This is a genomic window from Halanaerobium saccharolyticum (assembly GCF_003259895.1).
Classification (GTDB): domain Bacteria; phylum Bacillota; class Halanaerobiia; order Halanaerobiales; family Halanaerobiaceae; genus Halanaerobium; species Halanaerobium saccharolyticum_A.
This window is the reverse complement of the sequence record NZ_QLME01000030.1, coordinates 1-20,743: the sequence shown is the minus strand read 5'-3', so window position 1 is coordinate 20,743 and position 20,743 is coordinate 1. Positions and strand designations below refer to the sequence as shown.

Annotated in this window: 20 protein-coding genes and 1 riboswitch; all 20 genes read left to right on the top strand. The window is 34.5% G+C overall.

What is annotated here, in order from left to right:
* The first annotated feature begins 46 nt into the window (after window positions 1-46).
* The 20 genes from C7958_RS13880 to C7958_RS13785 all read left to right on the top strand — a co-directional run bounded on the left by C7958_RS13880 (window position 47) and on the right by C7958_RS13785 (window position 20,558).
* Window positions 47-2,218 carry a Tex family protein gene (locus tag C7958_RS13880; protein ID WP_111573283.1) on the top strand — a complete coding sequence of 724 codons (2,172 nt, stop codon included), beginning with the start codon at window positions 47-49 and terminating at the stop codon, window positions 2,216-2,218.
* An 87-nt stretch (window positions 2,219-2,305) separates the two neighbouring features.
* Window positions 2,306-2,671 carry a S1 RNA-binding domain-containing protein gene (locus C7958_RS13875; RefSeq protein ID WP_111573282.1) on the top strand — a complete coding sequence of 122 codons (366 nt, stop codon included), beginning with the start codon at window positions 2,306-2,308 and terminating at the stop codon, window positions 2,669-2,671.
* Between the two features lie 115 nt (window positions 2,672-2,786).
* Entirely contained in the window at window positions 2,787-3,332 is a 546-nt protein-coding gene (locus tag C7958_RS13870) for a DUF501 domain-containing protein (RefSeq protein WP_111573281.1), read from the top strand.
* Entirely contained in the window at window positions 3,313-4,215 is a 903-nt protein-coding gene (locus C7958_RS13865; protein ID WP_111573280.1) for a Ppx/GppA phosphatase family protein, read from the top strand. The genes C7958_RS13870 and C7958_RS13865 overlap by 20 nt, the downstream gene beginning before the upstream one ends.
* Before the next feature lie 75 nt (window positions 4,216-4,290).
* Entirely contained in the window at window positions 4,291-5,685 is a 1,395-nt protein-coding gene (gene tilS / locus C7958_RS13860) for a tRNA lysidine(34) synthetase TilS (protein WP_111573279.1), read from the top strand.
* Between the two features lie 14 nt (window positions 5,686-5,699).
* Window positions 5,700-6,260, top strand: coding sequence for a hypoxanthine phosphoribosyltransferase (gene hpt / locus C7958_RS13855; RefSeq protein ID WP_111573278.1), 561 nt, complete (start codon window positions 5,700-5,702; stop codon window positions 6,258-6,260).
* Window positions 6,261-6,472: 212 nt separating this feature from the next.
* On the top strand, window positions 6,473-8,383 hold the full coding sequence (gene ftsH / locus C7958_RS13850; RefSeq protein ID WP_111573277.1) for an ATP-dependent zinc metalloprotease FtsH: 1,911 nt from the start codon (window positions 6,473-6,475) through the stop codon (window positions 8,381-8,383).
* Between the two features lie 205 nt (window positions 8,384-8,588).
* Window positions 8,589-8,897, top strand: a complete 309-nt coding sequence (locus tag C7958_RS13845) for a PadR family transcriptional regulator (RefSeq protein ID WP_111573276.1) — start codon at window positions 8,589-8,591, stop codon at window positions 8,895-8,897.
* A gap of 16 nt (window positions 8,898-8,913) precedes the next feature.
* Window positions 8,914-9,543, top strand: coding sequence for an ABC transporter ATP-binding protein (locus tag C7958_RS13840; RefSeq protein WP_111573275.1), 630 nt, complete (start codon window positions 8,914-8,916; stop codon window positions 9,541-9,543).
* A gap of 58 nt (window positions 9,544-9,601) precedes the next feature.
* Window positions 9,602-10,384: an ABC transporter permease gene (locus C7958_RS13835; protein WP_111573274.1), complete on the top strand. Its 783-nt coding sequence runs from the start codon at window positions 9,602-9,604 to the stop codon at window positions 10,382-10,384.
* A 122-nt stretch (window positions 10,385-10,506) separates the two neighbouring features.
* Entirely contained in the window at window positions 10,507-12,177 is a 1,671-nt protein-coding gene (locus tag C7958_RS13830) for a formate--tetrahydrofolate ligase (RefSeq protein ID WP_111573273.1), read from the top strand.
* A gap of 53 nt (window positions 12,178-12,230) precedes the next feature.
* Window positions 12,231-12,327, top strand: a riboswitch (THF riboswitch).
* A 70-nt stretch (window positions 12,328-12,397) separates the two neighbouring features.
* A complete protein-coding gene (locus tag C7958_RS13825; protein ID WP_111573272.1) occupies window positions 12,398-12,940 on the top strand; it encodes a folate family ECF transporter S component in 543 nt (180 codons plus the stop codon).
* A 57-nt stretch (window positions 12,941-12,997) separates the two neighbouring features.
* A complete protein-coding gene (locus C7958_RS13820; RefSeq protein ID WP_111573271.1) occupies window positions 12,998-13,837 on the top strand; it encodes a biotin--[acetyl-CoA-carboxylase] ligase in 840 nt (279 codons plus the stop codon).
* 20 nt (window positions 13,838-13,857) lie between these two features.
* Window positions 13,858-14,823 (top strand): BMP family ABC transporter substrate-binding protein, encoded by a 966-nt coding sequence (locus C7958_RS13815; protein ID WP_111573270.1) that lies wholly within the window; start codon window positions 13,858-13,860, stop codon window positions 14,821-14,823.
* Window positions 14,824-14,928: 105 nt separating this feature from the next.
* On the top strand, window positions 14,929-15,870 hold the full coding sequence (locus C7958_RS13810) for an NAD(P)H-dependent flavin oxidoreductase (protein WP_111573269.1): 942 nt from the start codon (window positions 14,929-14,931) through the stop codon (window positions 15,868-15,870).
* A 148-nt stretch (window positions 15,871-16,018) separates the two neighbouring features.
* Window positions 16,019-16,792 carry a type III pantothenate kinase gene (locus C7958_RS13805; protein WP_111573268.1) on the top strand — a complete coding sequence of 258 codons (774 nt, stop codon included), beginning with the start codon at window positions 16,019-16,021 and terminating at the stop codon, window positions 16,790-16,792.
* Window positions 16,793-17,767, top strand: coding sequence for a tRNA dihydrouridine synthase DusB (dusB, locus tag C7958_RS13800; RefSeq protein ID WP_111573267.1), 975 nt, complete (start codon window positions 16,793-16,795; stop codon window positions 17,765-17,767).
* 215 nt (window positions 17,768-17,982) lie between these two features.
* Window positions 17,983-18,465: a transcription elongation factor GreA gene (greA, locus tag C7958_RS13795; protein WP_111573266.1), complete on the top strand. Its 483-nt coding sequence runs from the start codon at window positions 17,983-17,985 to the stop codon at window positions 18,463-18,465.
* An 89-nt stretch (window positions 18,466-18,554) separates the two neighbouring features.
* On the top strand, window positions 18,555-20,036 hold the full coding sequence (lysS, locus tag C7958_RS13790; protein ID WP_111573265.1) for a lysine--tRNA ligase: 1,482 nt from the start codon (window positions 18,555-18,557) through the stop codon (window positions 20,034-20,036).
* A gap of 123 nt (window positions 20,037-20,159) precedes the next feature.
* Window positions 20,160-20,558 carry a secondary thiamine-phosphate synthase enzyme YjbQ gene (locus tag C7958_RS13785; protein WP_111573264.1) on the top strand — a complete coding sequence of 133 codons (399 nt, stop codon included), beginning with the start codon at window positions 20,160-20,162 and terminating at the stop codon, window positions 20,556-20,558.
* The last annotated feature ends 185 nt before the right edge of the window (window positions 20,559-20,743 follow it).

Genomic DNA, 20,743 nt, shown 5'->3' with positions numbered 1-20,743 from the left:
TAGTTTAAATATCAACTAATTATAAGTTAAATAAAGGAGTTTTTTGATGTCAGAATATATTAAATCAGATTTATTTAATTTAGCAGCATCAGAACTAAATTTAAAGAAAAGTAATATTAAAGCTACCGTTGAACTTTTAGATTCAGGTAATACAGTTCCTTTTATAGCTCGTTATCGTAAAGAAATGACCGGTAGTCTGGATGAAGAAGAAATAAGAAATATTGAAGAAAAAATAGATTATTTACGCAGACTAAATGAGCGCAAAAACGAAGTTGCGGCAGCAGCAGATAAACAGGACAAATTAGATGAGGAAGTTCTCACAAAACTTAAAAAGGCTGATACTTTACAGGAAGTTGAAGATTTATATCGTCCCTTTAAGGTTAAAAAGCAGACAAAAGCTGCTAAGGCAGTTGAAAAAGGATTAAAACCTTTAGCAGATTTAATATTAGCCCAGCAGAAGTCTGAGTCGGAAATTAAAGAGTTGGCGAGTGATTTTATTGACCCAGAAAAAGAACTGCAGAATATAGATGATGTTTTAAGTGGGGCGGAAGATATAATTGCAGGAGATATTTCGGATGATCCTGAGCTGCGAAAAAAACTAAGAGATTATGTTTTTAAAACTGCTAAAATTGTTTCAGAACAAAAAAATGAAGATGAAGAAGGTAAGTATCAGGATTATTATGAGTTTAAGGAGTCAATCAATAAAATTCCACCGCACAGAATTCTGGCTTTAAATAGAGGTGAAAACGAAGAAGTTCTCCGAGTTAAAGCAGAAGTTGATGATCAGCGTGCAGTAGAGATGATTTATAATTTTTATGATTTTGATAATAGAAAAAGCGGCAGCTTTGAGCATCTTGTTAATGCAGTAGATTATGCCTATAAACGGTTGATTTTCCCTTCTTTAGAACGGGAGGTCCGCAATCATTTAACAGAAAAAGCGGAGGCCAAAGCAGTTAGCAACTTTTCAACAAATTTAAGAGCTTTACTGATGCAGCCGCCTTTAGAAGATAAACGGGTGCTTGCCGTTGATCCGGCCTTTAGAACAGGTTGTAAGCTGGCAGCTCTGGCTGAAAATGGTGAACTTCTGGAAACAGGTGCAATTTATCCTCATCCACCGGTAAATAAGCAGCAAGAAGCCGCTGCAAGCCTTGCTAAATTAGTTCAAAAACATGAGATTGACTTAATTGTAATCGGTAATGGTACTGCAAGTAGAGAAACAGAAAGTTTTGTAGCAGAATTGATAAAAAGTGGAATGGATGTAGAATATACTATTGTTAGTGAGGCTGGAGCTTCTGTTTATTCAGCTTCTAAGTTAGCACGAAAGGAATTTCCAGATTTAGATGTTTCAATCAGGGGAGCAATTTCTATTGGACGTAGAATTCAGGATCCGCTGGCTGAACTGGTAAAAATAGATCCTAAATCTCTTGGAGTAGGAATGTATCAGCATGATATCTCTCAAAAACGTCTGGAAAAAGCTTTGAACGAAGTTGTTGTAGATGCAGTTAATCATGTTGGGGTAGAGATTAATACAGCTTCTGCTGCACTTTTAACCTATGTGGCCGGGATTAGTTCCAATAATGCTGAGAAGATTATTGAACACCGCAGTGAAAATGGAAAATTTAATAAAAGGAAAGAACTGCTTGCGGTTTATGGTTTTGGACCAAAAACTTATGAGCAGGCTGCAGGTTTTATTCGCCTGGATTCTAAGCAGGATCCATTTGCAGTGACTCCTATTCATCCTGAATCTTATCAGGCAGCAGAAAAAATATTAGAAAACATTGACTATCTAGCTGCAGATATCCGGAATAAGGAAAAGCTTGAGCAGATTAGAGAAAAGTTAAATGAAATTGATCTAGTAAAAACAGCTGCAGCTTTAGAAATTGGTCTGCCAACTGCTAAAGATATAGTTGCTGCTCTAAAGCAGCCGGGGCGAGACCCACGAGATTCTATGCCGGCTCCAATTTTCAGGAAAGATATTTTAAAAATAGAAGACATCGAGCCCGGCATGATTTTTAAGGGGAAGGTTCGAAATGTAGTAGATTTTGGAGCTTTTGTAGATATTGGTTTAAAACAGGATGGGCTGCTTCATATTTCCGAGATGAGTCAGATGTATGTTAGTGATCCCTTTCAAATTGTCGAAATTGGTCAGAATATAGAGGTAAAGGTGCTGGATGTTGACCAAAAACGGGGTAGAATTTCTTTAACATTAAAATTTTAGAAAATTTTAGCCAATAAATTTGACACCTCTGCTGTAATTAAGTTATAATGAGTACAATATTAATATCTAGGGAGGAATTTTTTAAAGATGTCCATTGAAGTTGGAAGTATAGTTGTAGGAGAAGTTACAGGGATAACAAATTTTGGTGCTTTTGTTGAATTGGAAAGTGGAGAGACTGGATTAGTTCATATTTCCGAAGTTGCTAACACTTATGTAAAAGATATTAGTAATTTCCTTAAAGAAGGAGACGAAGTTAAGGTTAAAGTTATTAATGTCGATGATGACGGTAAAATTGGTCTTTCCATCAAACAGTTAGAGGATCCAGATGACCGCATTGATCATGCTCCAGAGATGTCCTTTGATGAAAAAATGGAACGTTTCTTGAAGCAGAGTAGTGAGCGTCAGCAAGATCTAAAAAGCAGAGAGGCAAAAAATGGAGGAAGTTCCAATTAAATAATTTGCCAATTTTTTATTGACTTTTTAAACATCCTTTAATTCGTTTAAGGGGTGTTTTCTCTTTTTAATATAGAAATTCATTATAAATATTTTATAGGAGGGAGCAGTAATTATGAATGATTTAAAGATTATAGAGCTGCAGCTGGATAGAAAAATAAAAAATTTTTTGGAAACTGCAGTATACTGCCCCTTTGGATATCCAGCGGTTATTACGGTTAATCCATTTGCAAAAAATATTGCAGCGCCAACTATTTACTGGCTCAGCTGTCCATATTTAAACTATGAGGTAGATCGGCTGGAGGCAGAAAGTGATTTGATTTCAGAACTGGGTGAAAGACTAAAATCTGATCAGGATTTTAGAGACTTAATGGAAGCAGCACATCAAAGCTATGCTGCCAGTAGAAAAGATCTGTTATCAGCCGAGCAGCTGCAGAAAGCTAAAAATATTTCCCAAGATTTATATAAAACGCTGCTGGAATCAGGAGTTGGAGGAATTAGAGATAAAGAAGGAATTAAGTGTTTACATACTCATCTTGCTGATTTTTTAGTCAGACAGGCTAATCCAGTTGGCAAAATTGTGTTTAATAGAATTGACTGGCCGGAAAGCTGTAAGATTTGTGAAGAAAGGATTGATCAATTTGAAAGCAGCCGCAATTGATATTGGAACTAATTCCTGCAGACTTTTAATTGGCGAAAAGGCTTCTGAGCAATCTTTTAATATTTTAGCCAGAAGATTAGTAATAACTCGTCTGGGTGAGGGTGTAGATCAAAATAGAAAACTAAAAAATGAGGCGGTTGATCGGGTTTTTAAAGCTTTAAAAAAATATAAGGTTATTATTGAGGAATATCAGGTCCAAAAAACTCGAGTTATTGGAACAAGCGCTCTCAGAGATGTGGGTAATTCTGATTTGTTGAAATCTAAACTCAAAAAACTGGGATTTAAACTTGAAATAATAAGTGGTAAAAGAGAAGCAGAGCTAAATTATTTAGGTGCAGTTTCTAATTTGGAGGCTGACTTCCTCTTGCTTGATATCGGTGGAGGGAGCACAGAATTTATCTGCCCGGAAGATGATCAGATTAAATTTAAAAGTCTTGATCTTGGTTGTGTGAGGATGACAGAAAAATTTGTTACTAATCCTGAAGCAAAATTTGGGGATGAGGAAAGAAATGAAATCCAAAAATATGTTAAAAATTCATTAGCATCTGAGCTAAATTTAAGTCAGGAGTTTAAAGTAAAAGGTGTTGGAGGTACAATAACGACCCTGGCTGCAGTCAAACTTGCTCTAGAAGATTATGACAGCAGTAAAATAGAAAATTTAAAAATAAAAAAATCAGAATTAGAAAAAATAATTAGTGATTTAAGTAAAGTTAATTTAGAAGAGCGTCAAAAAATAAAGGGCCTACAGCCTAAAAGGGCAGATATTATAATAGCAGGTTTAATTATTTTAAAAAGCATTTTAGATTATATAGACAGCAAAGAGCTGTATGTAAGTGATCATGATCTGCTTTATGGACTCTTAAAAGAGGAATTAGGCGCCTGAATATAATTAATCTGCAGGCTTATATCTGTGTATCTCGAAATATAAGAACAGAGCTATTTTATGGAGGCTTTGCTAATGGAAGCTGAATTTAGAAATTTCATAAAAAAAAATAAACTGGTTGCTGACTGCAAAAAATTACTGCTTGCAGTTTCTGGAGGTCCTGATTCTCTGGCAATGCTGGATCTTTTTTATAAATTAAGAAAAGAATTGAATCTAAAAATAGCTGTAGCTCATCTGGATCATATGTTGAGAGAAGAATCTAGATCTGAAGCAGAGTTTGTAGAGAACTTTACTAAAAATAAGGACATTGAATTTTTTTCAAAGCAGGTTAATTTACCGGAGATAATCAGAAAGCATGACTCATCTGCTGAGGCAGCAGCCCGGGAAGAAAGATTTAATTTTTTTAAAGAGCTAATGTTAACTAATAATTTCGACTTGTTGGCACTTGCTCATCACCGGGATGATCAGGCAGAAACAGTTTTGCTGAATTTATTTAGAGGTGCTGGTCTCCAGGGCTTAAGTGGGATTCAGGCTGCAGCAGAAGTTAAGGGGATTAAAGTTATTCATCCTCTGTTAAATTTTAGTAAAAAAGAAATTTTGAACTACTGTGATCAAAATAATTTAGAGCCTCGCTTTGACAGCAGTAACCAGAAAAATATTTACAGCAGAAATGTAATTAGAAATGAAATTTTTCCAGTTGTGGAAGCCAAAATAAACAGTAAGGCCAGAGAAGTTATTGCCCGCAGTAGTAAACTGCTGGCAGCAGAAAATAAATTTCTACAGCAGCTGGCATTGAAGAAGTATAGGCAAATAATTAAAGCTGAAAGTAATGAAAAAATAACTGTTGATCTTAATCAGTTCAAAAAAACTGATCAGGTTCTACAGCGAAGAATATATAGGTTGATTTATGAACGTTTAAATGACACGCTTGAGAATTTATATCTGGATCATATTTTTGAAATTGAAAAATTAATCAGAGATAAACAAACTGGGCGGGGAGTAGATATTGCTGCCGGGATCAGAGTTGAGATAAGTTATTCCAATTTAGTTTTTCTCAAAAAAGAGAAATTAAGAGAAGGATTAATAAATAAATTTAAAATTGGCCTGGAAAAAGAAATCAAAATTGACGAAGAACGAAGTTTGAAAACAGAAATCGTTGATGCTGCTGACTTTTCTTTTTCTGATAATCCTCAACAGGCTGTATTTGATTATGATAAGCTTCAATTACCATTATTTATTAGAAATCGAAAAGATGGAGATAAGTTAAGGCCGCTGGGGATGAGAGGATATAAAAAGGTTAAGGATATTTTGATCGACAAAAAAGTTCCTAAATATGAACGAAGCCAGTTACTGCTTATTGTTGATGCAGCGGACAATATTGTCTGGCTGGCGCCCTATAAGATTTCTGATGAGTATAAGATTACTAAAGAAACAGATAAGGTTTTAATTTTAGAATTAAAATATAATTAGGAGGATTACCCACTATGGGAAAAAACACTGTATTTGCAGAGGATATCAAAGAAGTAGTTATTAACGAAGAAGAGCTACAGCAGAGAATCAAAGAATTAGGAAAAGAAATCACTGATAGTTATGATAACGATGATGATATTGTAATGCTCTGTATTTTAAGAGGAGCAGTTTTATTTATGGCTGATCTGGCTAGAGAAATTGATCTGCCAGTAGTTTTTGATTTTATGGATGTTTCAAGTTATGGTGCATCTACCGAATCTTCTGGAGTTGTAAGAATTATTAAAGATATGGAAGAAAATATAGAGGGAAGACATCTTTTGATTGTAGAAGATATTATTGACACCGGTCGAACTTTAAAGCATGTTGTAGATATGCTCGAAACACGTGATCCTAAAAGCATAAAAATTGTTACTTTATTAGATAAACCGGAAAGAAGAGTTCAAAAAGAATTAGATGCTGACTTTAATGGCTTTGAAATCCCGGATGAATTCGTTGTAGGTTATGGTCTTGATTTTGCAGAAAAATACCGGAATCTTTCATTTATAGGTGTTTTAAAAGAAAAATTATATATATAATACTCAACGGCTTAAAAAAAATATATATTTCTGTATATTTTAATTGAAATTTAATATTGATAGGATATAATATACTTTAGCTGAGCTTTTAAATTGAGTTTTTGAATAAAAAATATTGATAGAAGTAAAGAGGCATTTCATTTACAAAATATAAATATTATGTTATAATATTTTACTGTATATGATTTAAGTCGTAGGGGAGGTAAATAAATTTGAATAAGTTTGTTAAAAATATAGGATTTTATTTAATTTTGATTGCTATATCAATTTTAGTTGCTCAATTTTTTATGCAGCAGGGTCCAACAACTATGGAAGATTTCACATACACAAATCTTCTGCAGGAGGTTGAATCTGATAATATTAATGAGGTAACTATTATTGGAAATCAAAAAGTGACAGGTACAATTGATAATAGAAGTTTTAATGTTCCAGTTCCACCGGAAGCTATTCCTTCATTAATGCAGGAATTAAGGGCGGGGGATGTTAATATAAAAACTGAGCCACAGCCAACAACACCCTGGTGGATTAATATTCTGAGTTATATTTTACCTGTTGTAATTTTAATTGTCGCCTGGATTTTTATTATGCAAAAAATGCAGGGTGGCGGCAGCAAAATGATGTCATTTGGTAAAAGTAAAGCTAAACTGAATGAAAGTGATGTAAAAGTTACTTTTGATGATGTTGCTAATTATGATGAGGTAAAAGAAGAATTACAGGAAGTAATTCAATTTTTACAAAAACCGGATAAATTTACTGAGTTAGGTGCTGAAGTACCTAAAGGAGTATTAATGGTCGGCCCTCCAGGAACTGGTAAAACTTTAATGGCAAAAGCCGTTGCAGGAGAAGCTGGTGTACCATTCTTCTTTATCAGTGGTTCTGATTTTGTAGAAATGTTCGTGGGTGTTGGTGCATCTCGAGTTAGAGATTTATTTGAAAAAGGTAAAAAGAATGCGCCGTGTATTATCTTTATTGATGAGCTTGATGCTGTTGGTCGTCAGCGTGGTGCTGGCCTCGGCGGTGGTCACGATGAGCGGGAACAAACATTAAATCAGCTTTTAGTTGAAATGGATGGTTTTGAACCAAATGAAGGTATCATCTTAATGGCTGCTACAAACAGACCTGATGTCTTAGATCCTGCATTATTAAGGCCAGGACGTTTCGACCGTCAGGTAATGGTTGATAAACCTGATAGATTAGGAAGACAGAAAATATTAGAAATCCATGTAAAGAATAAACCACTGGGAGACGATATTGATTTAGAGGTTCTTGCCAAGAGAACACCTGGTTTTACTGGTGCAGACATGGAAAATCTGGCCAATGAGGCTGCTATTTTAGCTGCCAGAAGATCAAAGAAAATCATTGCCATGAAAGAATTTGATGATGCTATTGATCGAGTTATTGCAGGCCCTGCCAGAAAGAGTAAAGTAGTTACTGAAGAAGAAAAAAATCTTGTCTCTTATCATGAAACTGGACATGCTCTACTGGGTGAACTATTAGAACATGCAGATCGAACTCATAAAGTTACAATTATACCGCGGGGTAGAGCAGGTGGATTTACGGTTCCACTACCGTCAGATGATCAGAACTTTATGACCAAAGGACAGTTACTGGATAAGGTTACCAGTTTAATGGGAGGAAGAGCGGCAGAAGCAATTTTCCTCGATGATATTAGTACAGGAGCTCAAAATGATATTGAAAGAGCAACTAAAATTATCAGAGCAATGGTAACTGAATATGGGATGAGCGAAAATTTAGGTCCCTTAACTCTGGGGCAGAAACATGATCAGCAGGTATTCCTCGGTAGAGATATTTCTCGTCAGAGAAATTACAGTGAGGAAGTTGCTGCTCGAATTGATAAAGAGATCAGCAAAATGGTTGAAGAATGTTATAGCAAGGCTGAAAGACTGCTGAGAGATAATTCTGAAACAGTAGAAAAAATTGTTAAGGCTCTTAAAGAATACGAAACTCTGCATGCTGATCAGATCAAACGTCTGATGAGAGGTGAAGAAATCACTGGAGATCCTGACAAAGATAGAATTGAAGAATCAGATGATTCTGAAGGAGATCAGGAAAAAGAAGAAAGTATAGTTACTACTTTTAAGCCTGAACCTCAGAATACTTAAATAAATATTGATTAATCTAAGATCAGTCCTGTTATGGGGCTGGTCTTTTTTTTGTTCACTTATGTTTACTTATGTTCATCTATGTTCACCCACCGGGAACCTGTCGATCTGTGTCAATATTTGTGAATGAATTCTAAACTTGAAAATTCATTATCGAAATGCTATAATAATAATCAATATCGAACAACGATAAAGGAGTGAAAATATGGGAAATAAAATTCTAAGAAAAGTTTTTTTAGCTTTTATGAGAATTCATATTCTTTACCATGCAAAAAAAGAACCTTTTTTTGGACTCTGGATGATTGAAGAATTAAAAAGTCATGGTTATAAAGTGAGTTCGGGTACTATTTATCCAATTCTTCACTCTATGGAAGAGGATGGTATTTTAGTTAGTGAAGAAAAAACTATTGAAGGTAAAGTAAGAAAATACTATAGTCTGACAGGAAAGGGAGAAAAAATTTTAGTTGAGGTAAAAGATAAAACTAAAGAGCTCTCCCGGGAAATAATGGAGTAAACAGAGGAGGGATTGCATGTTCAAGTTTGAAAATGTTAAGTTTAAAGATATTTTAGAAATTAATAAGATTGAAATTGAAGAAAATATGATAACAGCAATTCTGGGAAGCAGTGGTGGTGGAAAAACAACTTTTTTAAAACTGCTTAATAATATGATTACAGCTGATCAGGGACAAATAATATATAGGGGACAGGATATTGAAAGTTATGATCCGGTTGCATTACGGCGAGAAGTTGTAATGCTGCCTCAGGATCCAGAAATTTTTAGAGGTAGTATTAAAGAAAATTTTAAGATTACAGAAGAAATTGCAGATAACGGGAGTACGAAAAACTTAAGTTATAAAGAGCTTTTAAAAAAGGTTTCCTTAACTCAGGATCTGAATGATGATGCCGAAATTTTATCTGGAGGAGAAAAACAGCGTTTAGCACTGGCAAGGGTTATGCTGCTGGAACCAGAAGTGCTGCTTTTAGATGAGCCATCATCTTCCCTGGATCATAAAACAGAAGAAAAAATTATCAAGATGGTTGTTGATTATGTGCGAGAAAATGATAGAACTTTAATTATGGTTACCCACAGCCCTGATATTGCAGAAAAATTTGCTGATAGAATAATCAATATTGAAGCTGGAAAAATAGTTGCTGATTAAAATTTAGAAGATAGTTACAATATAATTTAGTATGGTAGAAGAGGAGGTATTTAAAATAATGGAAAGTGATATAATAAATATTCAACTAATGCAGCTTGTTTTTGCCTATATATTTGTGTTGATTTTACTTTTTATTGTTAAACAAAAACGAATAGGTCATAAGAGCGAAATTCTGCTTGCTTCAGTTAGAATGACTATTCAGTTAGTTGCAGTTGGCTTTATTTTAGAATATGTTTTTGCCAATCAGAGTCCATATTACAGTCTCTTAATTTTATTAATTATGGAAGTCTTTGCAATTTACAATATTTATGGTAGAGTTAATGATGAGATTTCAAAAAAACTGAAGAGAATAATAGCTGTTTCGATGTTTCTGGGAACTTCAATTAGTATTTTCTTTTTTGTCCTTGTTGTGGTTGGACTTGATCCCTGGTTTAGAGCTGATTACTTTATTCCTCTTTCTGGAATGTTAATTGGAAATTCAATGACAGGTATTTCACTTGGAGTCAATCATTTAATAGAAGGATTTAGAGATAATAAAGATTTGATTGAAAATTATCTAATGCTGGGAGCAGAACCAGAAACAGCAGCCAAAGAAATAAGCAATAGAGCCTTTTATAATGCCGTACTGCCAACAATTAATTCGATGATGGGGATAGGAATTGTATTTTTGCCGGGGATGATGACCGGTCAGATTCTGGCAGGGGCTTCTCCCATAATCGCCATTAAATATCAGATTGCAATTATGATGGGGATTTTAGGAAGTGTAACTCTAACAGTCTTTTTTATGGTAAATCGAGGTGCTAAAACATTTTTTAATTCCAGAAAACAGTTGAAAATCTAAACAGCTGGAAATAAAAGTGAAATATATATCAAAGCAGGAATTAATTAAATTACATTGAAATATTATAATAAGTTTTAAATATAATTTAAATTTTCTAACAAATCATCCGAGGGGGAAACACAGTGAAAAGTGATATTCAAATTGCTCAGGAAGCTACAATGAAGGAAATAACAGAGATTGCTGAACAGATCGGCTTAAAAGAAGATGATCTAGAACTGTATGGTAAGTATAAGGCAAAGGTTAAACTGGATGTTCTGCAGAGGCTTTCCGATAATGATGAGGGTAAGCTTGTTTTAGTTACTGCAATTACACCAACTCCAGCTGGAGAGGGTAAAACTACCACTACTGTTGGACTGGGAGAGGCTTTAAATCGAATTGGCAAAAATGCAGTAATTGCAATCCGGGAGCCTTCATTAGGACCAACTATGGGGATTAAAGGTGGAGCCGCAGGTGGAGGCTATGCTCAGGTAATCCCAATGGAAGATATTAATCTTCATTTTACTGGAGATATTCATGCGATAGGAATTGCCCATAATTTACTGGCTGCAGCTATCGATAATCATATTAAACAGGGTAATGAATTAAATATTGATCCAACTCAGATCACTTTTAAAAGAGCAGTCGATATGAATGATCGGGCTCTAAGAAATACCATAGTTGGACTTGGAGGTTCAAAAAACGGTTATCCGAGAGAAGATGGATTTTTAATCACAGTTGCTTCCGAAATTATGGCAATTTTATGTCTGGCTAATAATTTGATGGAATTAAAGGAGAAGATCGGGAAAATAGTAATTGGCTATACTTATGATGGTGAAAGTGTAACCGCCCATGATTTAAAAGTTGAAGGCGCGATGACAGCACTTTTAAAAGATGCAATCAAACCAAACCTGGTTCAGACTTTAGAAAACACACCTGCTTTTATTCATGGAGGACCATTTGCGAATATTGCGCATGGCTGTAATAGTGTAATGGCAACTAAATTTTCGATGAAACTGGGAGATATTACAGTTACAGAGGCAGGCTTTGGTGCTGACTTAGGTGCAGAAAAATTTTATAATATAAAATCAAGATTTGCTGATTTAAAACCTGATGCTACTGTACTTGTTGCAACTATTAGAGCCTTAAAAATGCATGGTGGTGTAGAATTGGATGATCTAAAAGAAGAGAATTTAGATGCACTAGAAAAAGGTATAGAAAACTTAGAAAAACATATAGAAAATGTAAATAAATTTGGAGTACCTACAGTTGTAGCTATTAATAGATTTCCTGATGATACTGAAGCAGAATTAGAACTGGTCAGAGAAAAGTGCGAAAAACTTGGAGTTAATGTAGCTCTCTCTGAGGTCTGGGCTAAAGGTGGAGAGGGTGGAGAAGAACTTGCAAATGCAGTTGTAGATGTTTTAGAAAACGAGCCGAGTAAATTTGAATTCCTTTATGACGAAAAAGCCCCAATTAAAGAGAAAATTGAAACAATTGCGGCTGAAATTTATGGAGCAGATGGTGTTGATTACAGTGATACAGCTCTGTCTCAGATCCAGAGATATGAAGAGCAGGGTTATGCTGATATTCCAGTCTGTATGGCTAAAACACAGAGTTCAATTTCTGATAACCCTAATCTAAAAGGACGTCCCTCCGGTTTTAGAATCAGTGTTAACGAAATTAACTTATCTGCAGGAGCCGGTTTTTTAGTTGTAATGACCGGCCCTGTATTAACAATGCCCGGACTGCCAAAACGGCCATCTGCAGAAGCTATTGATATTGATGCTGATGGAAAAATTTCCGGATTGTTCTAAATAACTTTAAAAAGTCAAATAAATAGGTTATAATAAAATTAAGATAATATAGTGATAGAGTAGACAGGAGGCGTAGAGTGTTCAGAGATGGGACGTTGCTCTGAAACGAAAGCTTATTTTAGCTGCGGTCTCCCTGTCGCGTCCGCTGTCACCAAAGTTTCCTCTTTCTTTGGTGCAGATTTGAACTATCATCTAACCAGAGAGGGGGGAGGTGTAGATTATGAAAATAGGTACAAAAAAGATTGCTTATTTATCATTTTTGACGGCTTTGACTATTATTTTAACTCGAATTTTAAGTATTAGAATTCCAATTGCCGGGGTTGAAGGTGTAAGAATTGGTTTTGGTGCCCTGCCGATAATTTTTGCCGGTGTTGCTTTTGGTCCAGTTGCTGGTGGGATTGTGGGAGCACTTGGCGATCTGCTTGGTTATTTTATTAATCCAATGGGTGCTTATATGCCTCATTTTACATTCACATCCTTTTTGACAGGCTTTATTCCAGGGTTTATGGTTTTTTATGTACTCAAACGCTGTAGAACTCTGCCGATAATTTTTATATCAATTGCAGTTGGACAGATAATTTCTTCTTTGATATTAGTACCATATTTTATAAACACTTTATTTGGGGTACCCTTTACAGTCTTAATGCCGCTAAGAGTGATCAGTCAGTTAATTAATATCCCGATTTATGCATATTTTATTAAGCTGCTGTTAAATTATGATGCTGTTAAAGTAAAAAAAATCAAAGCAGGAACAAGCTGCTGATAATCAAATATTAACTAAAAGGGCCCTTCAGGGGTCCTTTTTCTAGGAGAATTAGTTATGGGAAATCCAAACTTTTTTAATCAGGTCCTAATAGAAAATAATCTTCGGCAATCGCTGCTCCGGGACATTTCTTTAAAATTATTTAAAAGTATAGATTCGACAAATAATCAGGCTAAAGAATTTGTGCAGAGGAGTTTAGATCAAAAAAATGAATCTAAAGACTTAATTATTTTTGCTGCTGATTCGCAGCTTACAGGACGCGGCAGAAGGGGTCACAACTGGTTATCGAGTGATCCTGCCAGTATAGCGGTGTCTTTTCTTTTTCAGGCGAAAAATAATATTGATCAGATTCCACAAATTACTGCGGCTGCATCCCTGGCTGTTAAAGAAACTTTTAAAATTTTTGATTTAGAAACAAATTTGAAATGGCCCAATGATATATTGGTGGATAATAAAAAAATATGTGGTATCTTATCGGAGTTAGTTTTTAATGCTCAAAAAGATACTTTTGTAATAATTGGCTGTGGTATTAATCTAAATAATACAGAATTTAGCTCTGAAATTAAAAAAATAGCAACTTCTTATTATCTAGAAAAAAATAAAAGAATTGATAAAAATATATTTTTGGCTAAGCTGATTGAACAGCTTAATTTTTATATTAAAAATTATTTGAGCGGCAGTAGAGAGATGATACTTGCCAGTTGGAAAAAAGAATTAGATTTAGTTGGTAAAAAACTAGATTTTGAATTTAAAAACAAGAAATATACTGGTATTATTAGAGATATACTTGATAGTGGTGAATTATTAGTTGCTTTTGAAAATGGACAGAATAAAAAGCTGCAGTCTGTAAATACTTCTTTAGATTATCAGAGCCTGGACAAATATAATAATGATTAAAAGTAGAAAGGATTAAAACAATGAGCTATAAAAAATTATCGATAATTTTATTATTACTTTTAATATTTTCATTTTCTGCATCTGCTCAATATCTGGAGGTAGCACTGGTAAGTGATATTGGTGGTTTTGAAGATAATAGTTATAATGAACAGTTGAGAGAGTCTTTAAATAATGTTAATCAAAATTTTAATTTAAAACTTGAATTTAGAGAATCAGAATTAATGACGGATTATCAGGAAAATATTAATCACTTTGCAGAAAATAATTTTGATTTAATCTGGGGAACAGGTTTTACAATGGAACAGGCGGTCAAAGAGGCTGCCCAAATGTATCCAGAAATTAATTTTGTGATATTTGACGGAATAGTAGAAGAAGAAAATGTCATGTCCCTTACTTTTAGAGAAGAAGAGGCAGCTTTTCTGGCAGGAATAATTGCTGCTTTAAAAACTGAAAGTTCTACTGTAGCCTTTATTGGTGGACGAGAAACTGAAAAAATCAGAAATTTCGAAAGAGGTTTTAACACAGGCGTTGAGGTTGTAAATTCTGAAATAGAAGTCATAAATCGCTATTTAGGTAGTTTTAATGATTTTTCTACAGCAAAAGAAATAAGTGGTGAACTTGTGAGTCAAAATGTTGATCTAATTTTTTATGCTGCAGGAGCTGCTTCAAAAGGGATAATAGATACTGCTCTGGAACAGAATATTAACTTAATTTCTTTAGATGCTGGCGATATTGATTTAGCCCCAAATAATATCCTGACTGTTATTCAGAAAAATACAGATTATTTAGTAGAGCAGGTAATTGAAAGCTATTATAATGATAATTATGTAAATGAAATAAAAGAGTATGGTCTGGTTGATAATGCATTTCTTTTAGAAGAAAATCAGGCAGAAGATAGGCTGAGCCAGGAAATATTAAACAAAGTTGAAGAGTATAAACAGCAGTTTTTGGCTGGAGAAATAGAAATAAGGCAATCAAATCAGTAGATTCAGCTTAAAATATGACCTTTAGTCAAAAAAACATTTAAATCCTGTGGATTCTGTGATAAGATAGGATAGAATAAAGTTAAGAATATTTTTAGGAGTGATAAATTGAAGTTACCTAAATTGAAAATTGGTGATTTGAAGGCTAAATTCCCTATTATACAGGGAGGAATGGCAATTAGAGTTTCAATGGCAGAACTTGCCGCTGCTGTTGCTAATGAAGGTGGAATTGGAGTAATTGGTGCTTCAGTTATGACACCACAGGAATTGAAATCAGAAATCAAGAAGGCAAGAAAATTAAGTGATGGTATAATTGGTGTAAATATAATGTTTGCTGCTACTGGATTTAGTGAATTGTTGAAAGCTTCAGTAGAAGCAGGAATAGATTGTATAATTTCGGGAGCTGGATTTTCTCGGGATATGTTTGGGGTTGGCAAAGAATCTAATACCCCGGTAATACCTATCGTTTCATCTCTTAAATTGGCTCGTATTTCTCAGAAACTGGGTGCGGCTGCTGTTGTAGTAGAAGGTGGAAATGCAGGTGGTCATCTCGGTAGTGATGAATATAGTTTTGATTTAGTTAAGAAAATAACTGGGAAGGTAGATATCCCGGTGATTGGGGCAGGAGAAGTAGTTACTCCTGCTGATATTGAGTCAATGTTTGAACTGGGGGTAGATGGAGTTCAAATGGGAACAAGATTTTTGGCAAGTAAAGAAGCTTCAATTGCCGAAGAATTTAAAGAACTCTGTGTTGAAGCTACTTCAGATGATGTTATAAAAATAATGAGTTCTGCTGGTTATTATGCAAATGCAATTAAAACGAGATTTTCAGAGTTAATTGAAGCAGGAGAAGCTCCACCTCCGGCAAATTGCACTGACTGCTTAAAAACCTGTTCCCGGGAATTTTGTATTAAAGATGCTTTAATTAATGCCAGAGCTGGAGACCTAGAAAATGGAGTTTTCTTTACCGGAGCTAGTATTGGTAAGATCAATGAAATTTTATCGACTAAAGAAATTTTCCAGCAGATTAAGGAATATTTTAGTGATTAAGCAATAACTTGATATCTGGCTGCAGTTTAGTTTACAATATAACTGCAGCTTTTAAATATTCTGCTGCTTTGAGATATATTAAGCTAAATCTATTTTTGTTTTAAAAGTCAGACGGATATTTAAATATAAATTAATAAGGAGCAGGAAAATGATTTTAACAATGGACATTGGCAATACTAATACAGTACTGGGTTTATATCAGGGTGATGAGTTGAAAACTCACTGGAGAATTTCTACTGATAGAAATAAAACTCCAGATGAATACGGGATGATTTTTAAAAGTTTATTTGAGTCAGCAGATATTGATAATCAGGCTGTAAACTCAATTATTATTTCAAGTGTTGTCCCACCAATTTTGAGGATTTTAAAGAAAACATCCTATCGTTATTTTAATGTGAATCCATTAGTTGTTGGCCCAGGTGTTAAAACAGGTATGAATATTAAAACTGACAATCCAAAAGAGGTTGGTGCTGACCGGATTGTTAATGCGGTAGCGGCAGGCCATCTTTATGACGGACCTCTGATAATTGTTGACTTTGGTACTGCTACAACTTTTTGTGCAGTTTCGGAAAAGGGAGAATATCTTGGGGGTTCTATAGCACCAGGGATTGGAATTTCTGCTGAGGCACTATTTAATCAGTCTGCTAAACTACCAAGAATTGAGTTAATTGGGCCTGGTAAGGCAATAGGTAAAAATACAATTGATGGAATGAAATCAGGTATAGTCTATGGTTTTGTCGGACAGGTTGAATACCTGGTTAAGAAATTCAAACAGGAACTTTCCCAGGATGCGGTTGTTATTGCCACCGGGGGACTGGTAAGTTTAATTGCAGCAGAAACTGATTCGATTGAGTATGTTGAGCCATTTTTAACTTTAAAAGGATTAAAATATATTGCTGATATAAATGGAATGGGGTCTTAAATGAAAATTGCTGATTTAAAGATTGAACCTGCAGTTTTTTTAGCTCCGATGGCCGGAGTAAGTGATTATCCTTACCGCCAGCTGATTAGGGAAATGGGAGTTGAGCTTCTTTATACTGAAATGGTTAGCGCTAAAGGCTATGAATATGGAAATAAAAGAACAGCAGAATTAATAGAATTTGAAAAAAATGAAAATGGGAAGATAGCTGTCCAGATATTTGGGGAAGAGCCAGAATTTATGGCCCGGGCTGCAGCTGGGATTTCGGAAGAATATCAGGTAGATATAATTGATATTAATATGGGTTGTCCCGCCCGTAAGATTGTGAAAAATGGTGCAGGTTCTGCCTTAATGAAAGATTTAGATCTTGCCTATCAAATTATAAAATCTACGGTTAACGCAGCTGAGGTTCCTGTAACTGTAAAAATGCGAAGCGGCTGGGATGAAGAGAATATCAATGCAGTTGAACTGGCCAAAATTGCAGAAGAAGCTGGGGCGGCAGCAGCTGCAGTTCACGGCAGGACCCGCAGTCAGTATTATAAAGGAGAGGCTGACTGGAAAATAATTAAAAAAGTTGTTCAGTCAGTAGATATTCCGGTTATTGCAAATGGAGATATTTTTTCTGCCAAGGATGCAAAAGCCATTTTTGAAGAGACCGGCTGTGATGGTATTATGATCGGTAGAGCTGCCCAGGGATATCCCTGGATTTTTAAGGAAGTCAATAAGTATTTAGAGAAGGGGAAGTTAATTAACGCTCCTTCTTATGCAGAAAAAATTGAAATGGCTGTTAGACACTTAAGGCTTGCAGTTGATTATTATGGAGAACAACATGGAGTACCAATTATGCGTAAACATATCTCCTGGTATTTGAAGGGCTTGCCTAATGCCAGTGAAATCAAAAATAAAGTCAATCAACTTTCAGAAGCAAAAGCTTTGATTAAATTACTAAGAAAACACAAAAATTCTTTAAGTTCCTAGATTTACTATGGTGATTAGCCAAATCTTGCTTGACAATAAAACTAAAGTTCTTTATAATAATTAATAATTGTAGATTTATAGTAGTGTCAGGTTATAGTACCTGGCACAATTTCTTGTTGGGCTGTGATTGTTGGCCCATTTGGCACTTTTAAATATATTAGACAATTTAGATAATTTGGAAATTAAATATTATTAGAAAGCAGAGGTAGATAGTTATGGCAGATCAGGTAATGCTGACTGAAGAAGGATTTGAAAAATTAGAAAACGAATTAGAATATTTAGAGACAGAAAAAAGACGTGAAGTTGCAAAAAGAATCAAGGTGGCAAGAGAATTTGGAGATATAAGTGAGAACTCCGAATATGATGATGCAAAAAATGAGCAGGCTTTTGTTGAAGGTAGAATTCAGGAAATAAAAAATATGTTGAATAATGCTCATGTGGTTAAGGATGAAGAAGTAACTGATAAAAAAGTTAACCTGGGAACTACAGTTATGCTGCACGACCTTGATAGTGATGAAAAAATAAGCTATACTTTAGTTGGCTCGGCGGAAGCTGACCCTTTAAATAATAGGATTTCTAATGAGTCTCCAATTGGTAAAGCAATTTTGGGACATGTTATTGGAGATCAGGTAAAAGTTGAAACTCCTGCTGGAGAAGTTGAATATGAAATCATTTCAATTAAAAAAGTTAAACATTAATAATTAAATTTTATTATTAAATTTACTACGAATTAAAAGAAATAGAGGTGGAGCTCTATTATAATTAAATAAGGAGTTGGATATTTATAATGAGTGAAAATATGCTCGAAGATATGAATGAGTTAATGTTACAGAGACGGGAAAAGTTATCTCAACTGAAAGAAGAAAAGGAAAAGGCTTTTGCCGAAAAATATGAAGTGACTCATCATGCAGCAGAGGTAGAAGATAATTTTGAAGAACTGGAAGAAAAAGAAGTAAAGTTAGCCGGACGCTTGATGGCGATTCGTACTCATGGTAAAGCAAGTTTTGCTGATTTAATGGATATGAGTGGAAAGGTTCAACTATATATCAAGCAGAATAATATTGGAGAAGATCGTTATGAGTTTTTTCAAGATCTGGATCTTGGTGATCTGGTTGGTATTACAGGTACAGTATTTAAAACTAATAGAGGCCAGATTTCTATTAGAGTTTCTTCCTTTGAATTATTAACTAAGTCGTTAAGACCATTACCTGAAAAATTTCATGGCTTAAAAGATAAAGATATTCGTTATCGGCAGCGATATCTAGACTTGATAGTAAATCCTGATGTTAAAGAGACCTTTGTAGTTAGAAGTAAGATTATCAAAGAGATGAGGAGATATCTGGAAGATAGAGGTTTTTTAGAAGTGGAAACTCCAATGATGCATCCAATTGCAGGTGGAGCTACTGCTCGTCCTTTTGTTACTCATCATAATACTTTAGATATGGATTTATATTTAAGAATTGCGCCAGAGCTTTATCTTAAAAAGTTAATTGTTGGTGGATTTGAGAAAGTATTTGAAATCAATAGAAATTTCCGCAATGAAGGTATGTCCTATAAACACAATCCGGAATTTACAACTCTGGAACTTTATCAGGCACAGGCAGATTACCATGATATGATGGAATTAACTGAGAAAATGGTTAGTCATTTAGCAGAAGAAGTTCTGGGAACTAAAAGTTTAGAATATGAAGAAACAGAACTGGATTTTGCGACTCCCTGGGAAAGAATTACAATGGTGGAGGCCGTTAAAAAATATGCAGATGTAGATTTCACAGAATTTGAGACAGCAGAAGAAGCATATGAAGCTGCCGCATCTGTGGGGGTAAAACCAGAAACAGGACTTTCTTATGGTGAAGTTTTAAATGAAGTTTTTGAAGAAAGAGTTGAAGATAAATTAATTCAGCCTACTTTTATAATGGACTATCCAATTGAAGTATCTCCATTAGCACAAAAGATTGAAGATGATCCGCGTTTTACTTATCGTTTTGAAGCTTTTGTTTATGGTAGAGAAATTGCCAATGCTTTTAGTGAGTTAAATGACCCAGAAGAACAGAAGCGTAGATTTGAAAAACAGGTAGAAATGCGTGAAGCTGGTGATGAAGAAGCACAGATGATGGATTACGATTTTATTAGAGCTTTAGAATATGGTATGCCACCTACAGGTGGACTGGGTATAGGTATTGATAGACTAATTATGTTATTGACCAACTCCAGTTCTATTAGAGATGTAATTTTATTTCCAACTATGAGACCGGAAAGTAATGAATAATCAAAATTATAAATTGAAATATGGCCGGGATGAAAATATCCTGGCTGTGTTTTTAAACCTAATTAATTAAATTTTCAGTCTATACTTTAGTTGTTTTCAAAAAAATAGAAAGGAGTGTCTGATATGTTTACAAAATTATCAATTAAAACAAATAATAAGGTAGAACTCATTGACATTACAAATGAAGTTCAAAGGGCAGTTCAAAAAGCCGAGCTTGAATCGGGATTGGTTGAGATTCATATTCCTCACACTACTGCTGCAGTTACTATAAATGAAAATGCAGATCCAGATGTGAAAGCAGATATCAAAAAAGAAATAAATAAAATAGTACCTTTTGATGATAATTATTCCCACTTAGAAGGAAATTCTGCTGCCCATATAAAATCCAGTTTATTTGGAGTAAATCAGAGTATTATAGTTGAAAATAAAAAATTATTATTAGGAACCTGGCAGGGAATATATTTTTGTGAGTTTGATGGTCCCAGAAGCAGAAATATTTATTTAAAAATTATACGAGATTAGAATGTTTTTTTTGGCTCTGACCCTTGACAAAGAGGATATTTGATGCTAAGATAATGTATGTCGCTGAAAAGTTATGAAAGATATTTTTTCGGCCGACAAAATTATCTTAAAAAGTTCTTGACAAAGCAAAAGGAGACTGATAAGATAATAAGCGTCGCACAAATAATCTCCAGCAAAAATTGAGA

Coding starts and splice junctions, on each gene's coding strand:
- C7958_RS13845 (WP_111573276.1), top strand. CDS start 8,589: ATGGGAAATAAAATTCTAAGAAAAGTTTTTTTAGCTTTTATGAGAATT.
- C7958_RS13875 (WP_111573282.1), top strand. CDS start 2,306: ATGTCCATTGAAGTTGGAAGTATAGTTGTAGGAGAAGTTACAGGGATA.
- C7958_RS13835 (WP_111573274.1), top strand. CDS start 9,602: ATGGAAAGTGATATAATAAATATTCAACTAATGCAGCTTGTTTTTGCC.
- C7958_RS13820 (WP_111573271.1), top strand. CDS start 12,998: ATGGGAAATCCAAACTTTTTTAATCAGGTCCTAATAGAAAATAATCTT.
- lysS (WP_111573265.1), top strand. CDS start 18,555: ATGAGTGAAAATATGCTCGAAGATATGAATGAGTTAATGTTACAGAGA.
- hpt (WP_111573278.1), top strand. CDS start 5,700: ATGGGAAAAAACACTGTATTTGCAGAGGATATCAAAGAAGTAGTTATT.
- dusB (WP_111573267.1), top strand. CDS start 16,793: ATGAAAATTGCTGATTTAAAGATTGAACCTGCAGTTTTTTTAGCTCCG.
- C7958_RS13805 (WP_111573268.1), top strand. CDS start 16,019: ATGATTTTAACAATGGACATTGGCAATACTAATACAGTACTGGGTTTA.
- C7958_RS13870 (WP_111573281.1), top strand. CDS start 2,787: ATGAATGATTTAAAGATTATAGAGCTGCAGCTGGATAGAAAAATAAAA.
- tilS (WP_111573279.1), top strand. CDS start 4,291: ATGGAAGCTGAATTTAGAAATTTCATAAAAAAAAATAAACTGGTTGCT.
- C7958_RS13815 (WP_111573270.1), top strand. CDS start 13,858: ATGAGCTATAAAAAATTATCGATAATTTTATTATTACTTTTAATATTT.
- C7958_RS13825 (WP_111573272.1), top strand. CDS start 12,398: ATGAAAATAGGTACAAAAAAGATTGCTTATTTATCATTTTTGACGGCT.
- greA (WP_111573266.1), top strand. CDS start 17,983: ATGGCAGATCAGGTAATGCTGACTGAAGAAGGATTTGAAAAATTAGAA.
- C7958_RS13880 (WP_111573283.1), top strand. CDS start 47: ATGTCAGAATATATTAAATCAGATTTATTTAATTTAGCAGCATCAGAA.
- C7958_RS13840 (WP_111573275.1), top strand. CDS start 8,914: ATGTTCAAGTTTGAAAATGTTAAGTTTAAAGATATTTTAGAAATTAAT.
- C7958_RS13785 (WP_111573264.1), top strand. CDS start 20,160: ATGTTTACAAAATTATCAATTAAAACAAATAATAAGGTAGAACTCATT.